This window comes from Rhizobium sp. 57MFTsu3.2, from assembly GCF_012932765.1.
In the GTDB taxonomy this organism is placed as follows: domain Bacteria; phylum Pseudomonadota; class Alphaproteobacteria; order Rhizobiales; family Rhizobiaceae; genus Rhizobium; species Rhizobium altiplani.
The window spans coordinates 1-16,647 of record NZ_JDWI01000054.1 but is presented as its reverse complement, the minus strand read 5'-3'; the positions used below and the strand labels follow the sequence as shown (position 1 = coordinate 16,647).

Genomic DNA, 16,647 nt, shown 5'->3' with positions numbered 1-16,647 from the left:
CCCTCAGTGTTCCTTGTTTGCGTAGACGGAGCGCTTGGTCAGGTAGATCAGTCCGGAGAAGATGACCAGGAAGACCATGACCATGAAGCCGGTGCGCTTGCGCTCCTCGAGATGCGGCTCGGCGGCCCACATCAGGAAGGAGGAGACGTCCTTGGCGTACTGGTCGACCGTCGCCGGCGAGCCGTCGTCATAGGTCACCTGGCCGTCGGAGAGCGGCTTTGGCATGGCGAGCGCGGCAGCACCGGCGAAGTACGGGTTGTAGTGCGTGCCCTCGGCCACCTGGACGCCGGCCGGCGGCTGCTGGTCGTANCCGGTCAGCAGCGAGTAGATGTAGTCCGGACCGCCTTCCTGATAGCCGCCGACGAACGGGATCATGTCGATCAGGAACTGCGGGAAGCCGCGCTCGATGCCGCGCGCCTTGGCGATCAGCGAGAAGTCCGGCGGCGCCGCACCATTGTTGGCGGCAGCCGCCGCCTCGTGGTTCGGGAACGGCGACGGGAAATAGTCCGACGGAATGGCCTTGCGGGTGAACATGTCACCGCTGGCATTCGGGCCATCCTGAACCTCGTAGTTGGCGGCCAAGGCCTTCACCTGTGCGTCCGAGTAGCCGAGAGCTCCGAGCGTGCGGAACGGCACGAGGCTCATCGAGTGACAGGCGGCGCAGACTTCCGTGTAGACCTTCAGGCCGCGCTGCAGCTGGCCCTTGTCGTAATGGCCGAGCGGGCCGGCAAAGGTCCAGTGCTCATGCTTCGGATGCATGAGCGGATAGTGCGGCGTTGCGCCTTCGGCATGCTCTGCCGGCGCAGCCCCGTTCGGGGTGGCTTCCTCGGCGAGTGCNGCGCCGCTCAAACCAGCGACGACGGCCAGCGACAGGAGGCTGGTAACAAGCTTGTTCATGTGTCTCTTCCCTTCCTGTCGCACGCTCAGGCCTTGACCGGCTCGGCGGCCGCCACCTTGTTGCGCTTTTCCAGAACCGCTTCCGTAATCGAGTTGGGCAAGCGGCGCGGCGTCTCGACGAGGCCGAGAACCGGCATGATCACCAGGAAGAAGGCGAAGTAGAAGAGAGTGCCAAGCTGCGACATGATCACGTAGGTGCCTTCGGCAGGACGCGAGCCGAGCCAGCCGAGNACGATGGCATTGGCGACGAACAGCCAGAAGAACAGCTTGTACCANGGGCGATAAGCCGCCGAACGCACCTTCGAGGTATCGAGCCAGGGCACGAAGAACAGCACGATGATGGCGCCGAACATGACGAGGACGCCGGCCAGCTTCGAGTCGATCGGTCCGATGTTGAAGGTGATCGAGCGCAGCATCGCGTAGAACGGCAGGAAGTACCATTCCGGAACGATATGGGCCGGCGTCTTCAACGGGTCAGCCGGGATGTAGTTGTCCGGATGGCCGAGGAAGTTCGGCATGTAGAAGACGAAGTAGGCGTAGACCAGCAGGAAGATCGAAACGCCAAGCGCATCCTTCAGCGTCGCGTAGGGCGTGAAGCGAACCGTGTCGGTCTTGGTCTTGACCTCGACGCCGGTCGGGTTCGTCTGGCCGACGACATGCAGCGCCCAGATGTGCAGGACGACGACGCCGGCAATGACGAAGGGCAGCAGGTAGTGCAGCGAGAAGAAGCGGTTCAGCGTCGGGTTGTCGACGGCAAAGCCGCCGAGCAGGAACTGCTGGATCCACTCGCCGACCAGCGGGAATGCCGAGAAGAAGCCGGTGATGACGGTCGCGCCCCAGAAGGACATCTGGCCCCAGGGCAGAACGTAGCCCATGAAGCCGGTCGCCATCATCAGCAGGTAGATGAGGACGCCGAGGATCCAGAGGATCTCGCGCGGCGCCTTGTAGGAGCCGTAGTAGAGGCCACGGGCNATNTGCAGATAGACGGCAACGAAGAAGAACGACGCGCCGTTGGCGTGCATATAGCGCAGCAGCCAGCCGTGGTTGACGTCACGCATGATCTTTTCGACGGAGTTGAAGGCAACCGTCGTTTCCGCCGCATAGTGCATGGCCAGCACGACGCCGGTCAGGATCTGCACGACGAGCATGACCGCCAGCATGGCGCCGAAGGTGTAGGCATAGTTCAGGTTGCGCGGAACCGGATAGGCGACGAAACTGTCATAGACCATGCGCGGCAAAGGCAGGCGCGCATCGATCCACTTCTCAAGGCCGGTTGATGGCTCGTAGCTGGAATGGCCACTCATAAATCAGTCCCCCCTCAACCGATCTTGATTACTTTATCGGAAACGAACGAATAGGTCGGGATCGCCAGGTTCTGCGGCGCCGGACCTTTGCGGATGCGGCCGGCCGTGTCGTAGACCGAGCCATGGCAGGGACAGAACCAACCATTGTATTCGCCGGCCTGGCCGAGCGGGATGCAGCCGAGATGGGTGCACGAGCCGATCATGACGATCCAGTTTTCCTTGTCCTTGCCGGCCGAACGGTCGACGCCGGTCGCCTGCGCNTCGGACGGCAGGTTGGCGTTGCGCGCCACCGGGTCCTTCAGGTCGGAAAGCGGCACCTCATCGGCAGCCTTCACTTCCTCGGGCGTACGGTTGCGGATGAAGATCGGCTTGCCGCGCCACTTGGCCGTCAGCGACATTCCCGGCTCGAGGCTGGAAACGTCAACCTCGATCGAGGCCAGCGCCAACGTCGAAGCATCCGGACGCATCTGGTCGATAAACGGCCATGCAACCGCAACGGCCCCAACCGCCCCCGCCATGCCTGTGGTGAGATAAAGGAAATCACGGCGAGTCGGCTCGTTTACGGTTTCCTGGTTCGTGCTGTCTGTCACGCGCTTGACCTTTCGACGCTTCAATCGATCGCTTCGCCGACTGGCGTCCCCTTGCTTAAGCAAGCGGCTGAACAGCGATTATGACCTCCATAGGTCGAAGGGCGCTCCCGGTATTTGCGCTCCCTCAAAGATCGCTGCGCTCGCCCGACCGCCCTGGCAAAACCGCTCAACTTTCCCACGGTCCTTGCACGCAGGAGGAAGTGCAATTGAGACTATGCGTCTCCAAAAACGTGTGCTACGATTTTTGCTGTGGGGGAGCCGCCATGACCGATTTGATAGACAAAGCTCCGAAGGAAATCACTCCCCGCGGACGGCGGCGGGTCGAACTCCTTGCTTTCCTTGTCTTGGCCTTTGGAATCTGGCCGCTCGTCGCCGTTGGCGTCGTCGGCGGATACGGTTTCCTCGTCTGGATGTTCCAGATCATTTACGGCCCGCCGGGGCCGCCTGCGGGTCATTGAGGGCGTCATGCGGACAGAGCCCATCTCACGTCGATCGCTGTTTTTCGGCCGACCCGCCAGGAGAAATATCGGAATCTGTCCTCCTGGGGCGACGGCCGAAAGCCTCAACGCGTGCACGGGATGCGGGCTTTGCGCCGAACGATGTCCGACCGGCATCATCCGGCTTTCGGACGGGATGCCCTCGATCGATTTCGCTTTTGGCGAATGCACCTTCTGCGGCGAATGCAGCTCGGTCTGTCCCGAACCCGTCTTTTTGACCGTGAAAGCCGATCGTTTCCCGCATGTCGCGTTTGTCGGCGACGGCTGTCTCGCGAAGCGCCACGTCGCTTGCCAGTCGTGCGGCGAATGCTGTCCCGAGCAAGCGATCCGCTTCCGTCCCCGGATGGGCGGCCCGTTCGTTCCGGAACTGAACGAAGCGCTCTGCAGCGGTTGCGGCGCGTGCCTCAGCATATGCCCGGTCAGCGCCATCGGCCTCCAGGCCCGCGAAGCGGAGGCCGCCGATGTCTGAGCAGCCGCAGCGCTATCATATTTCCAGCGCGGTGATCGCGACGGTGCCGGCGCGAACCGAAGACGTCCTGGCTGCAATCGCCGGGATGGAGAATGTCGAAGTCCATGGCCACGGCGGCGGCAAGATCGTCGTGGTGATCGAGGGAACGAATACGGGCATGCTCGGCGAATGCCTGACGCGCATTTCGCTGCTTGATGGGGTGATCACGGCGAGCATGGTTTTCGAGCACGTCGAGACAGAGGAGATGCGAAGCGATGACCGGAACACTGACGCGGCGTGACATCTTGAAGGCCCACGCCGCCGGCATCGCCGCGGCGACCGCCGGTATAGCACTACCTGCCGCCGCCCAGCCGGTACCAGGCGGCGTCGAGGCGCTCGAGATCAAATGGTCCAAGGCACCCTGCCGCTTCTGCGGCACCGGCTGCGGCGTGATGGTCGGCGTGAAGGATGGCAAGGTAGTCGCCACCCATGGCGACATGCAGGCCGAGGTCAATCGCGGCCTGAACTGCATCAAGGGCTATTTCCTTTCCAAGATCATGTACGGCGAGGACCGACTGAAGACGCCGCTCTTGCGCAAGCGTAACGGCGCCTATGCCAAGGACGGCGAGTTCGAACCGATCACCTGGGACGAGGCGTTCGACGTGATGGCCGAGCAATGCAAGAAGGTGCTGAAGGAGAAGGGACCGACGGCCGTCGGCATGTTCGGCTCCGGCCAGTGGACGATCTTCGAGGGCTATGCCGCGACGAAACTGATGCGCGCCGGCCTGCGCTCCAACAATCTCGATCCGAACGCTCGCCACTGCATGGCCTCGGCGGCCTACGCCTTCATGCGCACCTTCGGCATGGATGAGCCGATGGGCGTCTATGACGATTTCGAGCATGCTGACGCCTTCGTGCTCTGGGGCTCGAATATGGCGGAGATGCATCCGATCCTGTGGACCCGCGTCGCCGACCGTCGTCTCGGTCACCCCCATGTCAGGGTTGCGGTTCTATCCACTTTCACCCACCGCAGCATGGATCTCGCGGACATACCGATGATCTTCAAGCCGGGGTCGGACCTGGCAATCCTCAACTACATCGCGAACCACATCATCCAGACCGGGCGGGTCAACCAGGACTTCGTGGATCGGCATACGCGGTTCGCCCGCGGCGTTACCGACATCGGTTACGGGTTGAGGCCGGATAATCCGCTGGAATTGAAGGCTGCCAATGCGACCGATCCGGCGAAGATGGAGCCAATTGACTTTGCGGCCTTCAAGAAATTCGTGTCCGAGTACACGCTGGAAAAGGCAGCTGAGCTGAGCGGCGTTGATGCAGGCTTCCTGGAGCAGTTGGCGGAACTCTACGCCGATCCGGAACGCAAGGTCATGTCGCTCTGGACGATGGGCTTCAACCAGCATGTGCGCGGCGTCTGGGCGAACCAGATGGTCTACAACATCCACCTGCTGACGGGTAAGATATCGGAACCCGGCAACAGTCCCTTCTCACTGACCGGGCAGCCGTCGGCCTGCGGTACCGCGCGCGAGGTCGGCACCTTCGCCCATCGACTCCCGGCCGACATGACCGTTACCAATCCCGAGCACCGCAAGCGTGCGGAGGAAATCTGGCGCATCCCGCATGGCATCATCCCGGAAAAGCCTGGCTACCACGCCGTTCAGCAGGACCGCATGCTGAAGGATGGAAAGCTCAATTTCTACTGGGTGCAGGTCAACAACAATATCCAGGCAGCACCCAACACGAGCAACGAGACCTGGCAGGGATACCGAAACCCGGACAACTTCATCGTCGTCTCCGATGCCTATCCGACGATCACGGCGATGAGCGCCGACCTGATCCTGCCTGCTGCGATGTGGGTCGAGAAAGAGGGCGGCTACGGCAATGCCGAGCGCCGCACCCAGCTCTGGCGCCAGCTTGTCCAAGCCCCCGGAGAGGGACGGTCGGACCTCTGGCAGATCGCGGAATTCTCCAAGCGCTTCAAGACCGACGAGGTCTGGCCCGCCGATATCCTCGACGCCAATCCGGAATATCGCGACAAGAGCCTGTTTGACGTGATCTTCCGCAATGGCGAGGTCGACCGCTTTCCCCTCAGCGAACTCAATGCCGACTACGACAATCAGGAAGCGAAGGCCTTTGGCTTCTACATTCAGAAGGGCCTGTTTGAGGAATATGCCACCTTCGGGCGTGGACACGGCCACGATCTCGCACCCTTCAACATGTACCACGAGGTGCGCGGGCTGCGTTGGCCGGTGGTCAACGGCCAGGAGACGCTCTGGCGCTATCGCGAGGGCTTTGATCCTTTCGTGAAACCTGGCGAAGGCGTGAACTTCTATGGCCAGCCGGACGGCAAGGCGGTAATCCTGGCCGTTCCCTACGAGCCGCCGGCGGAGGCCCCGGATGAGGAGTTTGACGTCTGGCTGGTGACTGGCCGCGTGCTGGAACACTGGCACTCGGGTTCAATGACTTTGCGCGTTCCCGAGCTCTTCAAGGCATTCCCGGGTGCACGGGTATTCATGAACGCGGAGGACGCCCGCAAGCGCGGCATCAACCAGGGTGCGGAAGTGCGGATCGTGTCACGTCGCGGCGAGATCCGGTCGCGTGTCGAGACGCGCGGGCGAAACCGCATGCCGCCCGGCGTCATCTTCGTTCCCTGGTTCGATGCAAGCCAACTGATCAACAAGGTTACTCTCGACGCCACCGATCCCATCTCAAAACAGACGGATTTCAAAAAATGCGCGGTCAAGATTCTCCCCGTCGCCGTTTGAGGCGGCCTGATTGGATGCTGGTCGCGACGGGTATTCTGCTTTTCGTCGCGACGGCCACGATTGCACAGGTATTGCCGGAGGCGGCACCGCAACTGGTCGGGCGAGCGCCGTCGATGGCGACCGGCCCGGCAGCGCCGCTGCCGAAGTGGATCGTGGACGACCGCCGCAGGATGCGCGCCTATCCCGACCAGCCACCAGTGATCCCTCATTCGATCGAGGGATACGAGCTCTCGGTGAACGCGAACCGATGCCTTTCCTGCCACAAGCGCGAGTTCACCCAGGACTCCGGTGCGCCGATGATCAGCGTGACACACTACATGACCCGTGACGGCCAGATGCTCGCCGACGTTTCGCCCCGGCGCTACTTCTGTACCGCCTGCCACGTGCCGCAGGCGGATGTACGCCCGCTGGTGAACAACCTGTTCAGGGATATGAGCGAAATGGGCGTCAAGCCTGCGGGAAGCGAGTGACGCCGATGATCTCATGGATCAAGAAAGCGATTGTCTGGGCCTGGTCGATCCTGACGACGCCTGCGGCCACGATTGGGCTCGGCGTCCTGACGCTCGGTGGTTTTATTGGCGGGGTGATGTTCTGGGGCGCGTTCAATACGGCGCTGGAACTCACCAATACCGAAAAGTTCTGTACCTCCTGTCATGAGATGCATGACAATGTTTACCAGGAACTGTCTCGCACGATTCACTTCTCGAACCGCTCAGGCGTCAGGGCCACCTGTCCGGACTGTCACGTGCCGCATCAATGGACCGACAAGATCGCTCGCAAGATGCAGGCATCCAAGGAGGTGTGGGGCAAGATATTCGGCACGATCAATACGCGGCCCAAATTCCTGGAGAAGCGGTTGGAGTTGGCACAGCACGAATGGGCGCGTATGAAGGCCAATGACAGCCTGGAATGCCGCAACTGCCACACCGCGGTGGCAATGGATCTGCAGAAGCAGACGCAGCGGGCTGCCGAGATTCACACCCGATATCTGCTATCCGGACAGGCAACCTGTATCGACTGCCACAAAGGGATCGCCCATGAGCTTCCAAACATGGAAGGCGTCGACCCCGGCTGGAAGATGCCGAAAGAGCTGGAAGGCAATGCGATGACGAGATCGACGCCGATCGAGGATCTGCAGGATGCCATAGCCAGAGCGCATGGATCCGCCTCCTCGCAGATGGTTGATTGATCTGCCGCGGAAACCGCACGCGAAGTGGCCATTCATTGGAAGGACGGCAAGTGGATGAGACCGCCTTCCGCCGAGTGACTGACAGCCGAACACGATCGCGGTGAGGACCTCGCCCTCCCCCGTCAGAGGAAATGTTTTATCGGTCGTTCTTCTTCACGTGGCGTGTAACCACACGGGCGCGATCGAACGAGATGCAGTCGCCATTCAAGCACCGTTCGAAGCCCCGGCATTTTGACGACACTGCGACGGATCGGTTCATTCGGTGGACAGATAGGGCGGCGGCTGGTTTGCGTAGTACCGCGCTGCCTCTTCAATCTCTTCGGGCGTCATCGCGCGCGCAACGTTGCGCATCTGACTGCTGATGTCGTTCTGCCGCGAGCCAGATACGAAGGCCTGGAGCTGGGTCTTGAGGTAAAGTTCGGACTGGCCCTCGAGCCACGGACTGCCCAGCTTGTTTTCAATAGTGCCATGACACGAACCACAGGGCGCGATTCCTCTCGTTGGCGCGCCGCTGATCACGATCCGCGGGGCCGGATTGGCCCCGGCGGGATGAAAGCCCGGCAGTCGCGGCAAGAAGGCGTAGTATGCAGCAAGATCCTGCATGTCCCGCTCGGTCAGTTTTGCCGTGAACGGGCTCATGACAGCATTGACACGAACGCCGTCCTTGAAGTCGCGAAGCTGTTTATAGACCACGCTGGCATACTGGCCGGCCAGATTAGGGGAGTCTGCGCGGCTTACGCCTGTGGGGCCGTGACAGATGGCGCACTGCTGCGCAAGCGTGGCCCCTCTCCCTATCGCCTCCTCGTTGCGAGTTCGCGAAACTGCGGTTGCAATCTTCACAAGAGAAGTCTTGTAACCTGGCTGCACGGGTTCAAAAGCTTCTCCGCGCTGCGGCAGCCCGGCGGCCCGGCAGATGGTATCCCATAAGCCCACCACCTGCTCCCTTGCGTCAAGGCGCGGAAGCAGCACAAAGCCCAATAGCGCGGCGACAACGAAGATTGCGGCTGTGACGAAGACGCTGGTCAGCGTCCACCGGTTCCGAAAGCTGGTCAGCCTGTCGCCGTTCATCACCTTTCTCCCACATATACCGCTGGCACGGAGGTGTCATTGCGTATGGCAAGTTGAAGGATCGGATATCCATAGTTCGTGATCGTCAGTGCTACCATCAGGCCAACCCAAAGACCGTAGCTGTTCAGGGCCGCAGGAACTCTGGTGGTAGGATGGACGGCCAGCGCGAACCGATACTCCTCCGGCTGGCTCGGCGAAGCGAGATGCGAGCGGATAAGAACGACCAGGAAAAGAATACCCGAGGCAACGAGAATGAACCCGCCAATTGCCGAGAGCACGACCGAAACCGCCTCGTTCGCAAGCGCCGGATCGGTATAGTCGAAGAAGGACATCCGGCGCGGCATGCCGAGGATCCCGACATAGTGCCAGGGAAAAGTCGTCACGATCATTCCGATGAACCAAAGCCAGAGCTGGAGCCTGACCAGACCAAGGCTGACGAGAGGACGTCCCGTCAGATGGGGCCACAGGTCATAAGCGATGGCGAAATACATTATGACGATCGCGCCGCCGAAAATGAGATGAAAGTGTCCGGTGATCCACTGTGTGTTGTGGATCGACGCGTCGAGCTGGTAGCTCATGTTTATGAGCCCCCCGGCCCCGCCGAAGCCGAGCATGATGAAGGAGAACGTCACCGCCAGCATCATGGGGTTGCGCCACGGGAGCGCGGTCAGCCAGCCGAAGGCGCCCCTGCCCCCTCGCGCACGCGCCGCGATTTCCACAGACGCCAGTATGGTGAAGACCGTCAGCAGCGTTGGAAGTGCGACCAGGGCGGTGAAAGTGGAATGGATGAACTTGAAACCTGCACCGACCTGAGGGTCGGCGAAGGCGTGGTGGATGCCGATCGGCATGGCAACCACGAGAAAAAGGATGAACGAGATACGCGCCATGGTGTCGCTGAAGACGCGCCCGCCGATCGCCCGCGGAACGATCGTGTAGTAGGCGATATAGGTCGGCATGAGCCAGAAATAGACGATTGCGTGCAATGTCCACGAGAAGAACACGCGCGCAAGACCGGCGTCGATCGTCGATTTGAACCCGAGTGCAACCGGGATGATTTGCAGGAGTAGCTCCAGGGCGGCGCCGACGGCGGTCCATGCCCATAGATACGAGCCGGCGACGTTCGCAAACATGGCGAGTGGCACTGGAGCGCCCGGATTGGCCCTTTTCCAAACCCTTAGATTGATGGACATGAGAGCCACCCAGATCCAGGAGCCGACAACGACCATCACAACGCCGATATAGTAGAGCGCGCTTCCGATCAAAGGCGGGTAGAAGGTATAAAGCACTGACGCCCGACCAAGGGACACGGGGATCATCGCGATGACAGCGCCGACCGCAATCAGCCAAAAACCGGTCCAGGCCCAGCGGACTCCAACGAGGGCCTGTTTCAGGGAAGCCTCGCTGATCGCATAGCCGAAGGCCATTGCGACAAGCGTTGGGAACACATAACCCATCACCGTGCCATGAGCGGTCAGGGAACGGTAATACCATTCAGGATTGCTGATCCAGGGAGAGAGCGGACTGCGGACGTACATCTGCCAGGCACCGAGCGGCAGAGCAAGGCCAAAGGTCGCGAAGGCGAGCCAGAAGTGCGCCAGAATTAGCCTGCGATTATGGAGCACAGGAAAGCCTCCTCTTGTCGGCAATTTCCGAAAGGAACTGCTGCTTGTCGACGGCCTTCACTTTCGCCCACATGCCTTCGTGGCCAACACTGCAGAACTCCTGGCATGGCATGAGGTGTTCACCGGGTTGGTCAAAGCTGGCCTTCTGAACCGATACGTAACCAGGAACGAGCATCGTGTTGATGTTGGTGCCCTGGATGAGGAAGCCATGCACGACGTCGGCGCTGGTGGCCCTGAAGGTAACCGGGGTCTGAGTTGGAACGACGATGCAGGGCGGGGAGAACGAATACTGCTGGCCGATCGCCCTTACCGTCACGGAGCCATCCTGCTCCACCGCGCTGCCCAGATTGGATTCAATGAACTCGCCCTGGAGATGGATCGTGGTCGGGTCGATGGTTTCGACCGCTGTCTGCGGCATGGTCGCCTGATGTATCCCGGCGAACGCCGCCATCCCCGCCAAAAACACAATAATCAAGATCGCAACGGTCGCCCACCGCCGTTCGACGCGCTCAGCGACCGCCGCCGCTTCGTTGTGAACATCGCTCATCAGACGCTCCGGGGCACGAACACAAGCAGATAAAACAAGACCCACATTGCAACGACGGCGGCGGTCGCAATCCCGGCCACAACAACTGCTCCTCGTGGCCCTTCAGCGACAATGCGTTCGACCATCGGGTCGTCGGGGATATGGGCAGGCTCGTCAGGATTGATCATGTCGTCCTCATTGCAGTGGAGCAGATCGAAGCTTGTTCGCCTCGGCGGCGCTGACCGGGGTGCCACGGTTGCCCCATGCCGTCCTGATATATGATGCTACCGCGGCGACCTCGTCGTCGGAAAGCGTGACGGCAAATGGCGGCATGCCATGCGGCATGGGGTTCTTGGCGGTAGCCGGTGGATATCCGCCGTTAAGCACCATGCGAATACCATTTACGGCCGATTCCATCTGGATCGACTGGTTTCCGGCTAGCGGCGGGTAATGAGGAGGCTTTCCTTCGCCCTCAGCCCCATGACAGCTCGCGCAGTGCTTGTCATAGACGGTCTTCCCGAGACTGATGAGGAGGCTTGCCTCTTCGGTCCTGACGGAAGGTTTTGGCGGGGAAGGTTCATCCTGCGCGATGCTTTTCAGATAGACGGCCATCGCGCGCGTATCCTCGTCGGTCATGTACTGAAGACTGTTGTACACGACCTCGGCCATCGGCCCGTAGACCGCTCCGCGCGTGGATATTCCCTTCTGCAAGAGATCCGAGATCTCCTCGATCGACCAGTCGCCCAAGCCTGCTTCCTTGTTCGATGTCAGTGATGGAGCATACCAGTCCTGCATCGGAATCAAGCCGCCCTGAAATGCTTCGGACTCGCGACTCCCGCCGAGTGCGTTGATGGGCGTGTGGCACATGCCACAGTGGCCAAGCCCCTCCACGAGATAGGCTCCCCGGTTCCACTCGTCGGACTGCTTTGGATCCGGCTTGAACTCGCCCTCATTGAAGAAGAGGGTTCGCCAGCCAAGGATCAGAGACCTGTTGTTATATGGGAATTGCAGGTCATGCGGCCGGTTCGTCTGGCGCACGGGCGCAATCGTCTTCAAATAGGCGAAGATCGCATCGCTGTCGTCGCGCGTGACCTTTGTGTAGGAACCGAAAGGCATCGCCGGATAGAGGAGACCGCCATCCGGGAACCTTCCGCTGTGCATGGTCCTGTAGAAATCGTCCGCCGACCATTTCCCGATGCCCGTTTCGGCGTCGGGCGTGATGTTCGAAGTATACAACGTGCCGAAAGGCGTGGGCATCGAACGACCCCCAGCAAATAATTTGCCCTCGGGCGCCGTATGGCATGCGACGCAGTCCCCGGCTCGCGCCAGATACTCTCCCTTTTTGACGACATCGCCCGCTTGCGGCGACTGTGCAGCAGCCGGCACCAGCGTTGCGGCTATCGCCAACATCGATGACACGACAAGAGCGGTTGATATTCGAAAACGCGCGCTCATGGCGTCCTCCCCTTCTCGGGCTGGCTGCCGCACGCAAAGGGCAACGAATAAGAGCCGGCGGCAGATGGCGCAGGATCGGCGGGCTGAGCCTGATTGGCGAGATAAGCTGCGACGGCTCGAACATCGTCTTCCGTCAAACGTCCAGCGACGAGCTGCATGCAGTCGGGCGCAGTGGCCGTGCGTGTTCCATAGCGCCATCCTCCGAGCTGAGCGCTAATGTAACTGGCGCGCAAGCCGAGGAGGCCGGGAATGCCAGGCTCCTGGCCAGTCAGGGAGCCGCCATGACAGCTCACGCAGGCCGGAATGGAGCGGTCCAGGTCGCCCTGCGTCACAAGCGTGTGCCCGTGATCAAGCACTGCTGCGCTGGCATCCGTTGGCGGCTTCTCGGGAAGCGCCGGCCGCTGATCGGCGAAATATGCCGCAAACTGCCGCAGATAGTCGTCCGTCAGGAACGCGAGGAGATAGTTCATCGGCGGATATTTCCGCCTGCCCGATTTGAACGCTTCCAGCTGGTTGTAGAGATATCCGGCGGGCTTGCCCGCAAGCCGTGGGAAATACGGATCGTTCGTGCCCTTTCCCTGCTCCCCGTGACAGGGTGTGCAGGCCTGGACACGGTCAGCCATGTCCGGAGGATAGGCCTCCTCAGCAGACGCCACCGCGCCCAGGAGGCTTAGACAGCTTGCAAGGAAAACCCCTCGTACGAACACCAGCGTCACCCCACAGCATCGCACTTAGCTAAAAATCGTGATGCGATAGGATATCGCGCGAAGGCGCCTGTCAAGTGTGCCGAGGTATAGCTTTTCAGTGGGCGGTCGGTCGGCTAACCAAAGAACTTGGTCAAAGTACTTTTGTCGCTCGAGGGCAGAGTTTCTTTAGCTGACTTTGCCAACGAAGCCGCGCTTTCGATAAGTAACCTAGTACGGCCGCATCTTACCTGCGCCGCGCGGACCCGCGAGCGTCACCAGCCCCGCGTCGGTCACCAAACGGCAGGCTTTTTCCAAGGACGAGATACTGAACCGGATCCCGCTGCCGACGACCGCCGCGTTTGTCGGATGCCAGTATTATTGGATCTATCATCATCAGCCGGTTGGGTTGCTTGGCTATAACCTCATGCTGGAGGGCGATCCCGGAACCACCGAGGTATACGATGACCTCGAACGCCTAGACACGTCATCCGAGACCAAACAAATGCCGGATCCTCGCCGATACCGACGACGCATGTTGCAGAGGAGAAAGATGGTTCGCCATGTGCAGGCGCTCCTCCGCTTTCGACCGAGCGGACAATAGCATCGCCAGTTCTTCCGCAATGGCGGGGCGTTCTCGCATGATCACGCCGAGCCGCTCCTTGGGAATCTCGTATACTACGGCGGCTGTGATCGCCTTGATATCACCCGGCTCCAGTGCTCCCATCAGCACCCCGCGCTCACCGAAGACGTCACCCGGAGCAAGGCGTTCTAGCTCGATGGTTTGGCCATCCTCAATCTCCTCGACTGTCATCACACCGCTTCGAAGGATCATCAGCGACGTCAGCGAGGTGTCCCGATGGGCGGCAATATCGCCTTCCTTGAACGACAGCCTGTTCATAGCGGATGCCAACTCTTCTCGTTCCTCGCTTGTCAGAGAGGAAAACAGAGAAATCGCATCCAGAAGACGCCGCCTTGACGTTTGACGTGGGACACTCATCTCGGGTGCCTCCTGGGTGAGGACTACCCTGGTAGCTCCTCCGTCGGAGGCAAGCTGAAGGCCTGACGCCTCGGTGTGACGAAAGACGAGATCGTATAATTCGTTTCGAGCACGAGGCAGTTGACCGCGTTCCGACACCCGAAATGACAGTTCGATCTCCAGATAATTCGCATCCATCGCCGTAAAATTCGCGGTGGGAGGGGGCGTTTTCATGATCGCATTACTGCTCAACAGTACACGTTCCATGGTCTGGAGGATTACTGATGGCGGCTTGGTCGGGGCCAGCTTGAATTTCAAGGTTGAGCCGTGTGTGTTGTCCGGACTACTGATGTTGACTATCCGGCTCTTGGCGAGGACGCTATTGGGCACAATGATGAGGTCGTTGGTGCCGCTAAGGAGTTCGGTGGACCGCCAGTTGGTTTCCACGACGCTTCCTTGCGTGTCGTCTTCCAATCTGATCCAGTCACCTACGGACAGGGGCTTTCCGAGATTCAGCGCAATGCCGGAAAAAACATCGTTGAGGGTACTTTGCAAAGCCAGACCCAAAACGATAGCGAACACACCGGAGGTGGCGATGAGGGTGCCCACTGGTAAACTGAAGACGTATGCGATGATGCTCAACGCGGCGCCAAGATAGACAATCCCAACTACCAGGTCCTGCAGAAGTCGCCCTTCCCTCGGTTTCCGTTCGAGTGTCAAAAACGTGCGGACCAAACTGGCAAGGAGCATCGCTCCTCCGATCCACCAGATCGCCTTGAGGATCCCGGAACCGATCCGATCAGCCACCGTTTCCGCAGTTATATCAGGCGCATACGGCGGAATTCTATGGTAAAGGAGCAAAGCCGTTAGGGCGACGAAAAATACGATGTTGGCCGCGAGCCGTCCAATTACGCGATCGCCCGTCAATGGCGTCGCGAGCATTCTCAGAAGAACGAGGATGGCAAACTGGACAACAGGCTCTTTCAGCAGACTGGCGAACTGATCAGAATACGATAGCATCAACCGTGACCTTGTCTAAAATCTCAGCCCGTCGCGAACTTCTCGACCTTTCTGATTTCAAAAGCACTATTCCCTCGCGCACGCAACTGCGTCGCAAGTTTGCGGCTCCGGCGACGTCATCCCGTGCATTTGTCGCCAAGAGACTGGGCGGCTCATTGTCGATACCGGATCGGTCCCACAATCCTGCCCACAAGGCCGCTGCGGGCGCTGGAGCGCGAAACGCGGTGTCGGCGGTTCACAGGCCATCCGCAGGCAAACCCGCGTTAGCGGGGGCTGCAGTCGCCGGAAGGATCCTCGCCCCGAGAAACCGGTAGACACGCAAGATTTAGGTTCTAGTGACGCAAGGCGCGAAGGAGGACTAGCGTCCCTTTGCCGTGTTGAATCACGTCGGGATACTTGGCCGCGCAACCAGCAACGAGCGCTGTGGTCGACAGAAGCACGTTCAGCATCTAGCGCCCATCGTCAACAATGACCTGCCTCCCCATTGTTGGGAAGGTTCCGTCTGTTTCGAAACGCGCAGTAATTACCGATGCATCTGCGGCAAGCGGCGAACAGCGCGGTCAAAGCGGCCCGACCCGCCGTCTCAGTACGAAAAGGCGGCAGTGCAGCTTGACGAATGCCATAGACCAATGACGCATATATTCAGTTCCTGTTTTGCAGGCGTCCTACGCTCAATGCAATGACAGACTAGGACAAGCAATTGGCAGTTGGAAACAAGCTGCCGCAGCTTCGTAATACTACATCATCGCAAGCTAACCGACCGAAAGGTGTCGGCGCAATGTAGTAACGGAGCGATAACGAGTGTTTGGAAATCTTAAAATTGGCGCCCTTAGCGCGGCGAATGCAACAGCCTTGGCGCTTGTTCTTGGAGTATCCTTCCTCGGCGCCAGTCCATCTTATGCTGAATCGAAGAAAGTACTTTTGGCGAGCACTAGCGGGATGAGTGTCGCAAGCACACAGTCGGTCTTCAATTGCGAGAGAGCCTCACCTGGCAAGGTCGAGGCAATCCTCTGCCAGCCGACAGCGACTATAAGCACGGAACAGACCGATCCAAGCACAAGCGGAACGCAGCGCGTAGGCCGTGGAAAGAAAAATGGGGCCATCTTGGGCACGAACTCGGGCGGCGGTTCGGATCGCAGCGCCTCACCGGTTGGCGCTAACTCGGTCATCAGCGAGGGCGCAAAGTCGATCTCAACGACGGCGTCTGACCATATCACCACCCCTGAGGGCCGCGGCACTGAAACCGCTGCTTCCACGCCTCCGGCTGACGTTCCGGCCACCTCCACGCCTCCGGTCGACGTTCCGGCCACCTCCACGCCTCCGGCCGACGTTCCGGCCGCTTCCACGCCTCCGGTCGACGTTCCGGCCACTTCCACGCCTCCGGCTGAAGATCCGACCGCTTCCACGCCGCCGGCTGACGATCCTCCAGCCGCCGATAACCACAAGGACAAAGATGGCGACAAAGGCGACCACGCCGACCACGGCCACCAGAATGGCAACGGCTCCGGCGACCACGGCAACCGTGGCCACCAGGATGGCAACGGCTCCAGCGACCATGGCAACCGTGGCCACCAAGATGGCAACGG

Annotated in this window: 16 protein-coding genes and 2 pseudogenes; 8 read left to right on the top strand and 10 right to left on the bottom strand. The window is 60.4% G+C overall.

All coding sequences use genetic code 11. The features are described 5' to 3' along the window. Positions 1–3 precede the first annotated feature (3 nt). The 3 genes from AF71_RS30330 to petA all read right to left on the bottom strand — a co-directional run bounded on the left by AF71_RS30330 (position 4) and on the right by petA (position 2,791). A complete protein-coding gene (locus AF71_RS30330; RefSeq protein WP_169684410.1) occupies positions 4–897 on the bottom strand; it encodes a cytochrome c1 in 894 nt (297 codons plus the stop codon). A gap of 26 nt (positions 898–923) precedes the next feature. Further along, positions 924–2,201: a cytochrome b N-terminal domain-containing protein gene (locus AF71_RS30325; protein ID WP_169684409.1), complete on the bottom strand. Its 1,278-nt coding sequence runs from the start codon at positions 2,199–2,201 to the stop codon at positions 924–926. Positions 2,202–2,215: 14 nt separating this feature from the next. Next, positions 2,216–2,791, bottom strand: coding sequence for a ubiquinol-cytochrome c reductase iron-sulfur subunit (gene petA, locus AF71_RS30320; RefSeq protein WP_169684407.1), 576 nt, complete (start codon positions 2,789–2,791; stop codon positions 2,216–2,218). Between the two features lie 263 nt (positions 2,792–3,054). Between petA and napE the strand changes: the two genes are divergently transcribed. The 7 genes and pseudogenes from napE (at position 3,055) to AF71_RS30290 (ending at position 7,708) form a co-directional block, all read left to right on the top strand. Continuing rightward, the gene (gene napE, locus AF71_RS30315; protein WP_062368223.1) at positions 3,055–3,249 is read left to right on the top strand and encodes a periplasmic nitrate reductase, NapE protein; all 195 of its coding nucleotides are present in this window, start codon (positions 3,055–3,057) and stop codon (positions 3,247–3,249) included. Between the two features lie 7 nt (positions 3,250–3,256). Further along, positions 3,257–3,481: pseudogene (locus tag AF71_RS32060) on the top strand (4Fe-4S binding protein); the annotation flags it as partial. A 27-nt stretch (positions 3,482–3,508) separates the two neighbouring features. Continuing rightward, entirely contained in the window at positions 3,509–3,757 is a 249-nt protein-coding gene (locus tag AF71_RS32055) for a 4Fe-4S dicluster domain-containing protein (protein ID WP_348644163.1), read from the top strand. After that, positions 3,750–4,037 (top strand): chaperone NapD, encoded by a 288-nt coding sequence (locus AF71_RS30305; RefSeq protein WP_018856239.1) that lies wholly within the window; start codon positions 3,750–3,752, stop codon positions 4,035–4,037. The genes AF71_RS32055 and AF71_RS30305 overlap by 8 nt, the downstream gene beginning before the upstream one ends. Beyond that, a complete protein-coding gene (gene napA, locus AF71_RS30300) occupies positions 4,012–6,519 on the top strand; it encodes a periplasmic nitrate reductase subunit alpha (RefSeq protein ID WP_169684404.1) in 2,508 nt (835 codons plus the stop codon). Before AF71_RS30305 ends, napA begins: the two co-directional genes overlap by 26 nt. Continuing rightward, positions 6,486–6,989, top strand: coding sequence for a nitrate reductase cytochrome c-type subunit (locus AF71_RS30295; RefSeq protein ID WP_169684403.1), 504 nt, complete (start codon positions 6,486–6,488; stop codon positions 6,987–6,989). The genes napA and AF71_RS30295 overlap by 34 nt, the downstream gene beginning before the upstream one ends. Positions 6,990–6,997: 8 nt before the next feature. After that, positions 6,998–7,708 carry a NapC/NirT family cytochrome c gene (locus AF71_RS30290; RefSeq protein ID WP_112644740.1) on the top strand — a complete coding sequence of 237 codons (711 nt, stop codon included), beginning with the start codon at positions 6,998–7,000 and terminating at the stop codon, positions 7,706–7,708. Positions 7,709–7,963: 255 nt separating this feature from the next. Here AF71_RS30290 and AF71_RS30285 read toward each other — a convergent pair whose 3' ends face one another. The 7 genes from AF71_RS30285 to AF71_RS30255 form a co-directional block, all read right to left on the bottom strand. Continuing rightward, complete coding sequence (locus tag AF71_RS30285) at positions 7,964–8,776, bottom strand: c-type cytochrome (protein WP_169684401.1); 813 nt, start codon at positions 8,774–8,776, stop codon at positions 7,964–7,966. Continuing rightward, positions 8,776–10,398 (bottom strand): b(o/a)3-type cytochrome-c oxidase subunit 1, encoded by a 1,623-nt coding sequence (locus AF71_RS30280; RefSeq protein ID WP_169684399.1) that lies wholly within the window; start codon positions 10,396–10,398, stop codon positions 8,776–8,778. Before AF71_RS30280 ends, AF71_RS30285 begins: the two co-directional genes overlap by 1 nt. Further along, the gene (locus AF71_RS30275; RefSeq protein WP_062368230.1) at positions 10,388–10,945 is read right to left on the bottom strand and encodes a cytochrome C oxidase subunit II; all 558 of its coding nucleotides are present in this window, start codon (positions 10,943–10,945) and stop codon (positions 10,388–10,390) included. The genes AF71_RS30280 and AF71_RS30275 overlap by 11 nt, the downstream gene beginning before the upstream one ends. Continuing rightward, positions 10,945–11,112: a hypothetical protein gene (locus AF71_RS30270; RefSeq protein ID WP_169684397.1), complete on the bottom strand. Its 168-nt coding sequence runs from the start codon at positions 11,110–11,112 to the stop codon at positions 10,945–10,947. Before AF71_RS30270 ends, AF71_RS30275 begins: the two co-directional genes overlap by 1 nt. Before the next feature lie 7 nt (positions 11,113–11,119). Next, on the bottom strand, positions 11,120–12,379 hold the full coding sequence (locus tag AF71_RS30265) for a cytochrome c (protein WP_169684396.1): 1,260 nt from the start codon (positions 12,377–12,379) through the stop codon (positions 11,120–11,122). Continuing rightward, positions 12,376–13,002, bottom strand: a complete 627-nt coding sequence (locus AF71_RS30260) for a c-type cytochrome (RefSeq protein ID WP_312867211.1) — start codon at positions 13,000–13,002, stop codon at positions 12,376–12,378. The genes AF71_RS30265 and AF71_RS30260 overlap by 4 nt, the downstream gene beginning before the upstream one ends. Positions 13,003–13,549: 547 nt before the next feature. Continuing rightward, positions 13,550–15,061 (bottom strand): mechanosensitive ion channel family protein, encoded by a 1,512-nt coding sequence (locus AF71_RS30255; protein WP_169684392.1) that lies wholly within the window; start codon positions 15,059–15,061, stop codon positions 13,550–13,552. A gap of 1,104 nt (positions 15,062–16,165) precedes the next feature. Here AF71_RS30255 and AF71_RS30250 point away from each other — a divergent pair. Then, a pseudogene (locus AF71_RS30250) lies at positions 16,166–16,647 on the top strand (hypothetical protein); the annotation flags it as partial.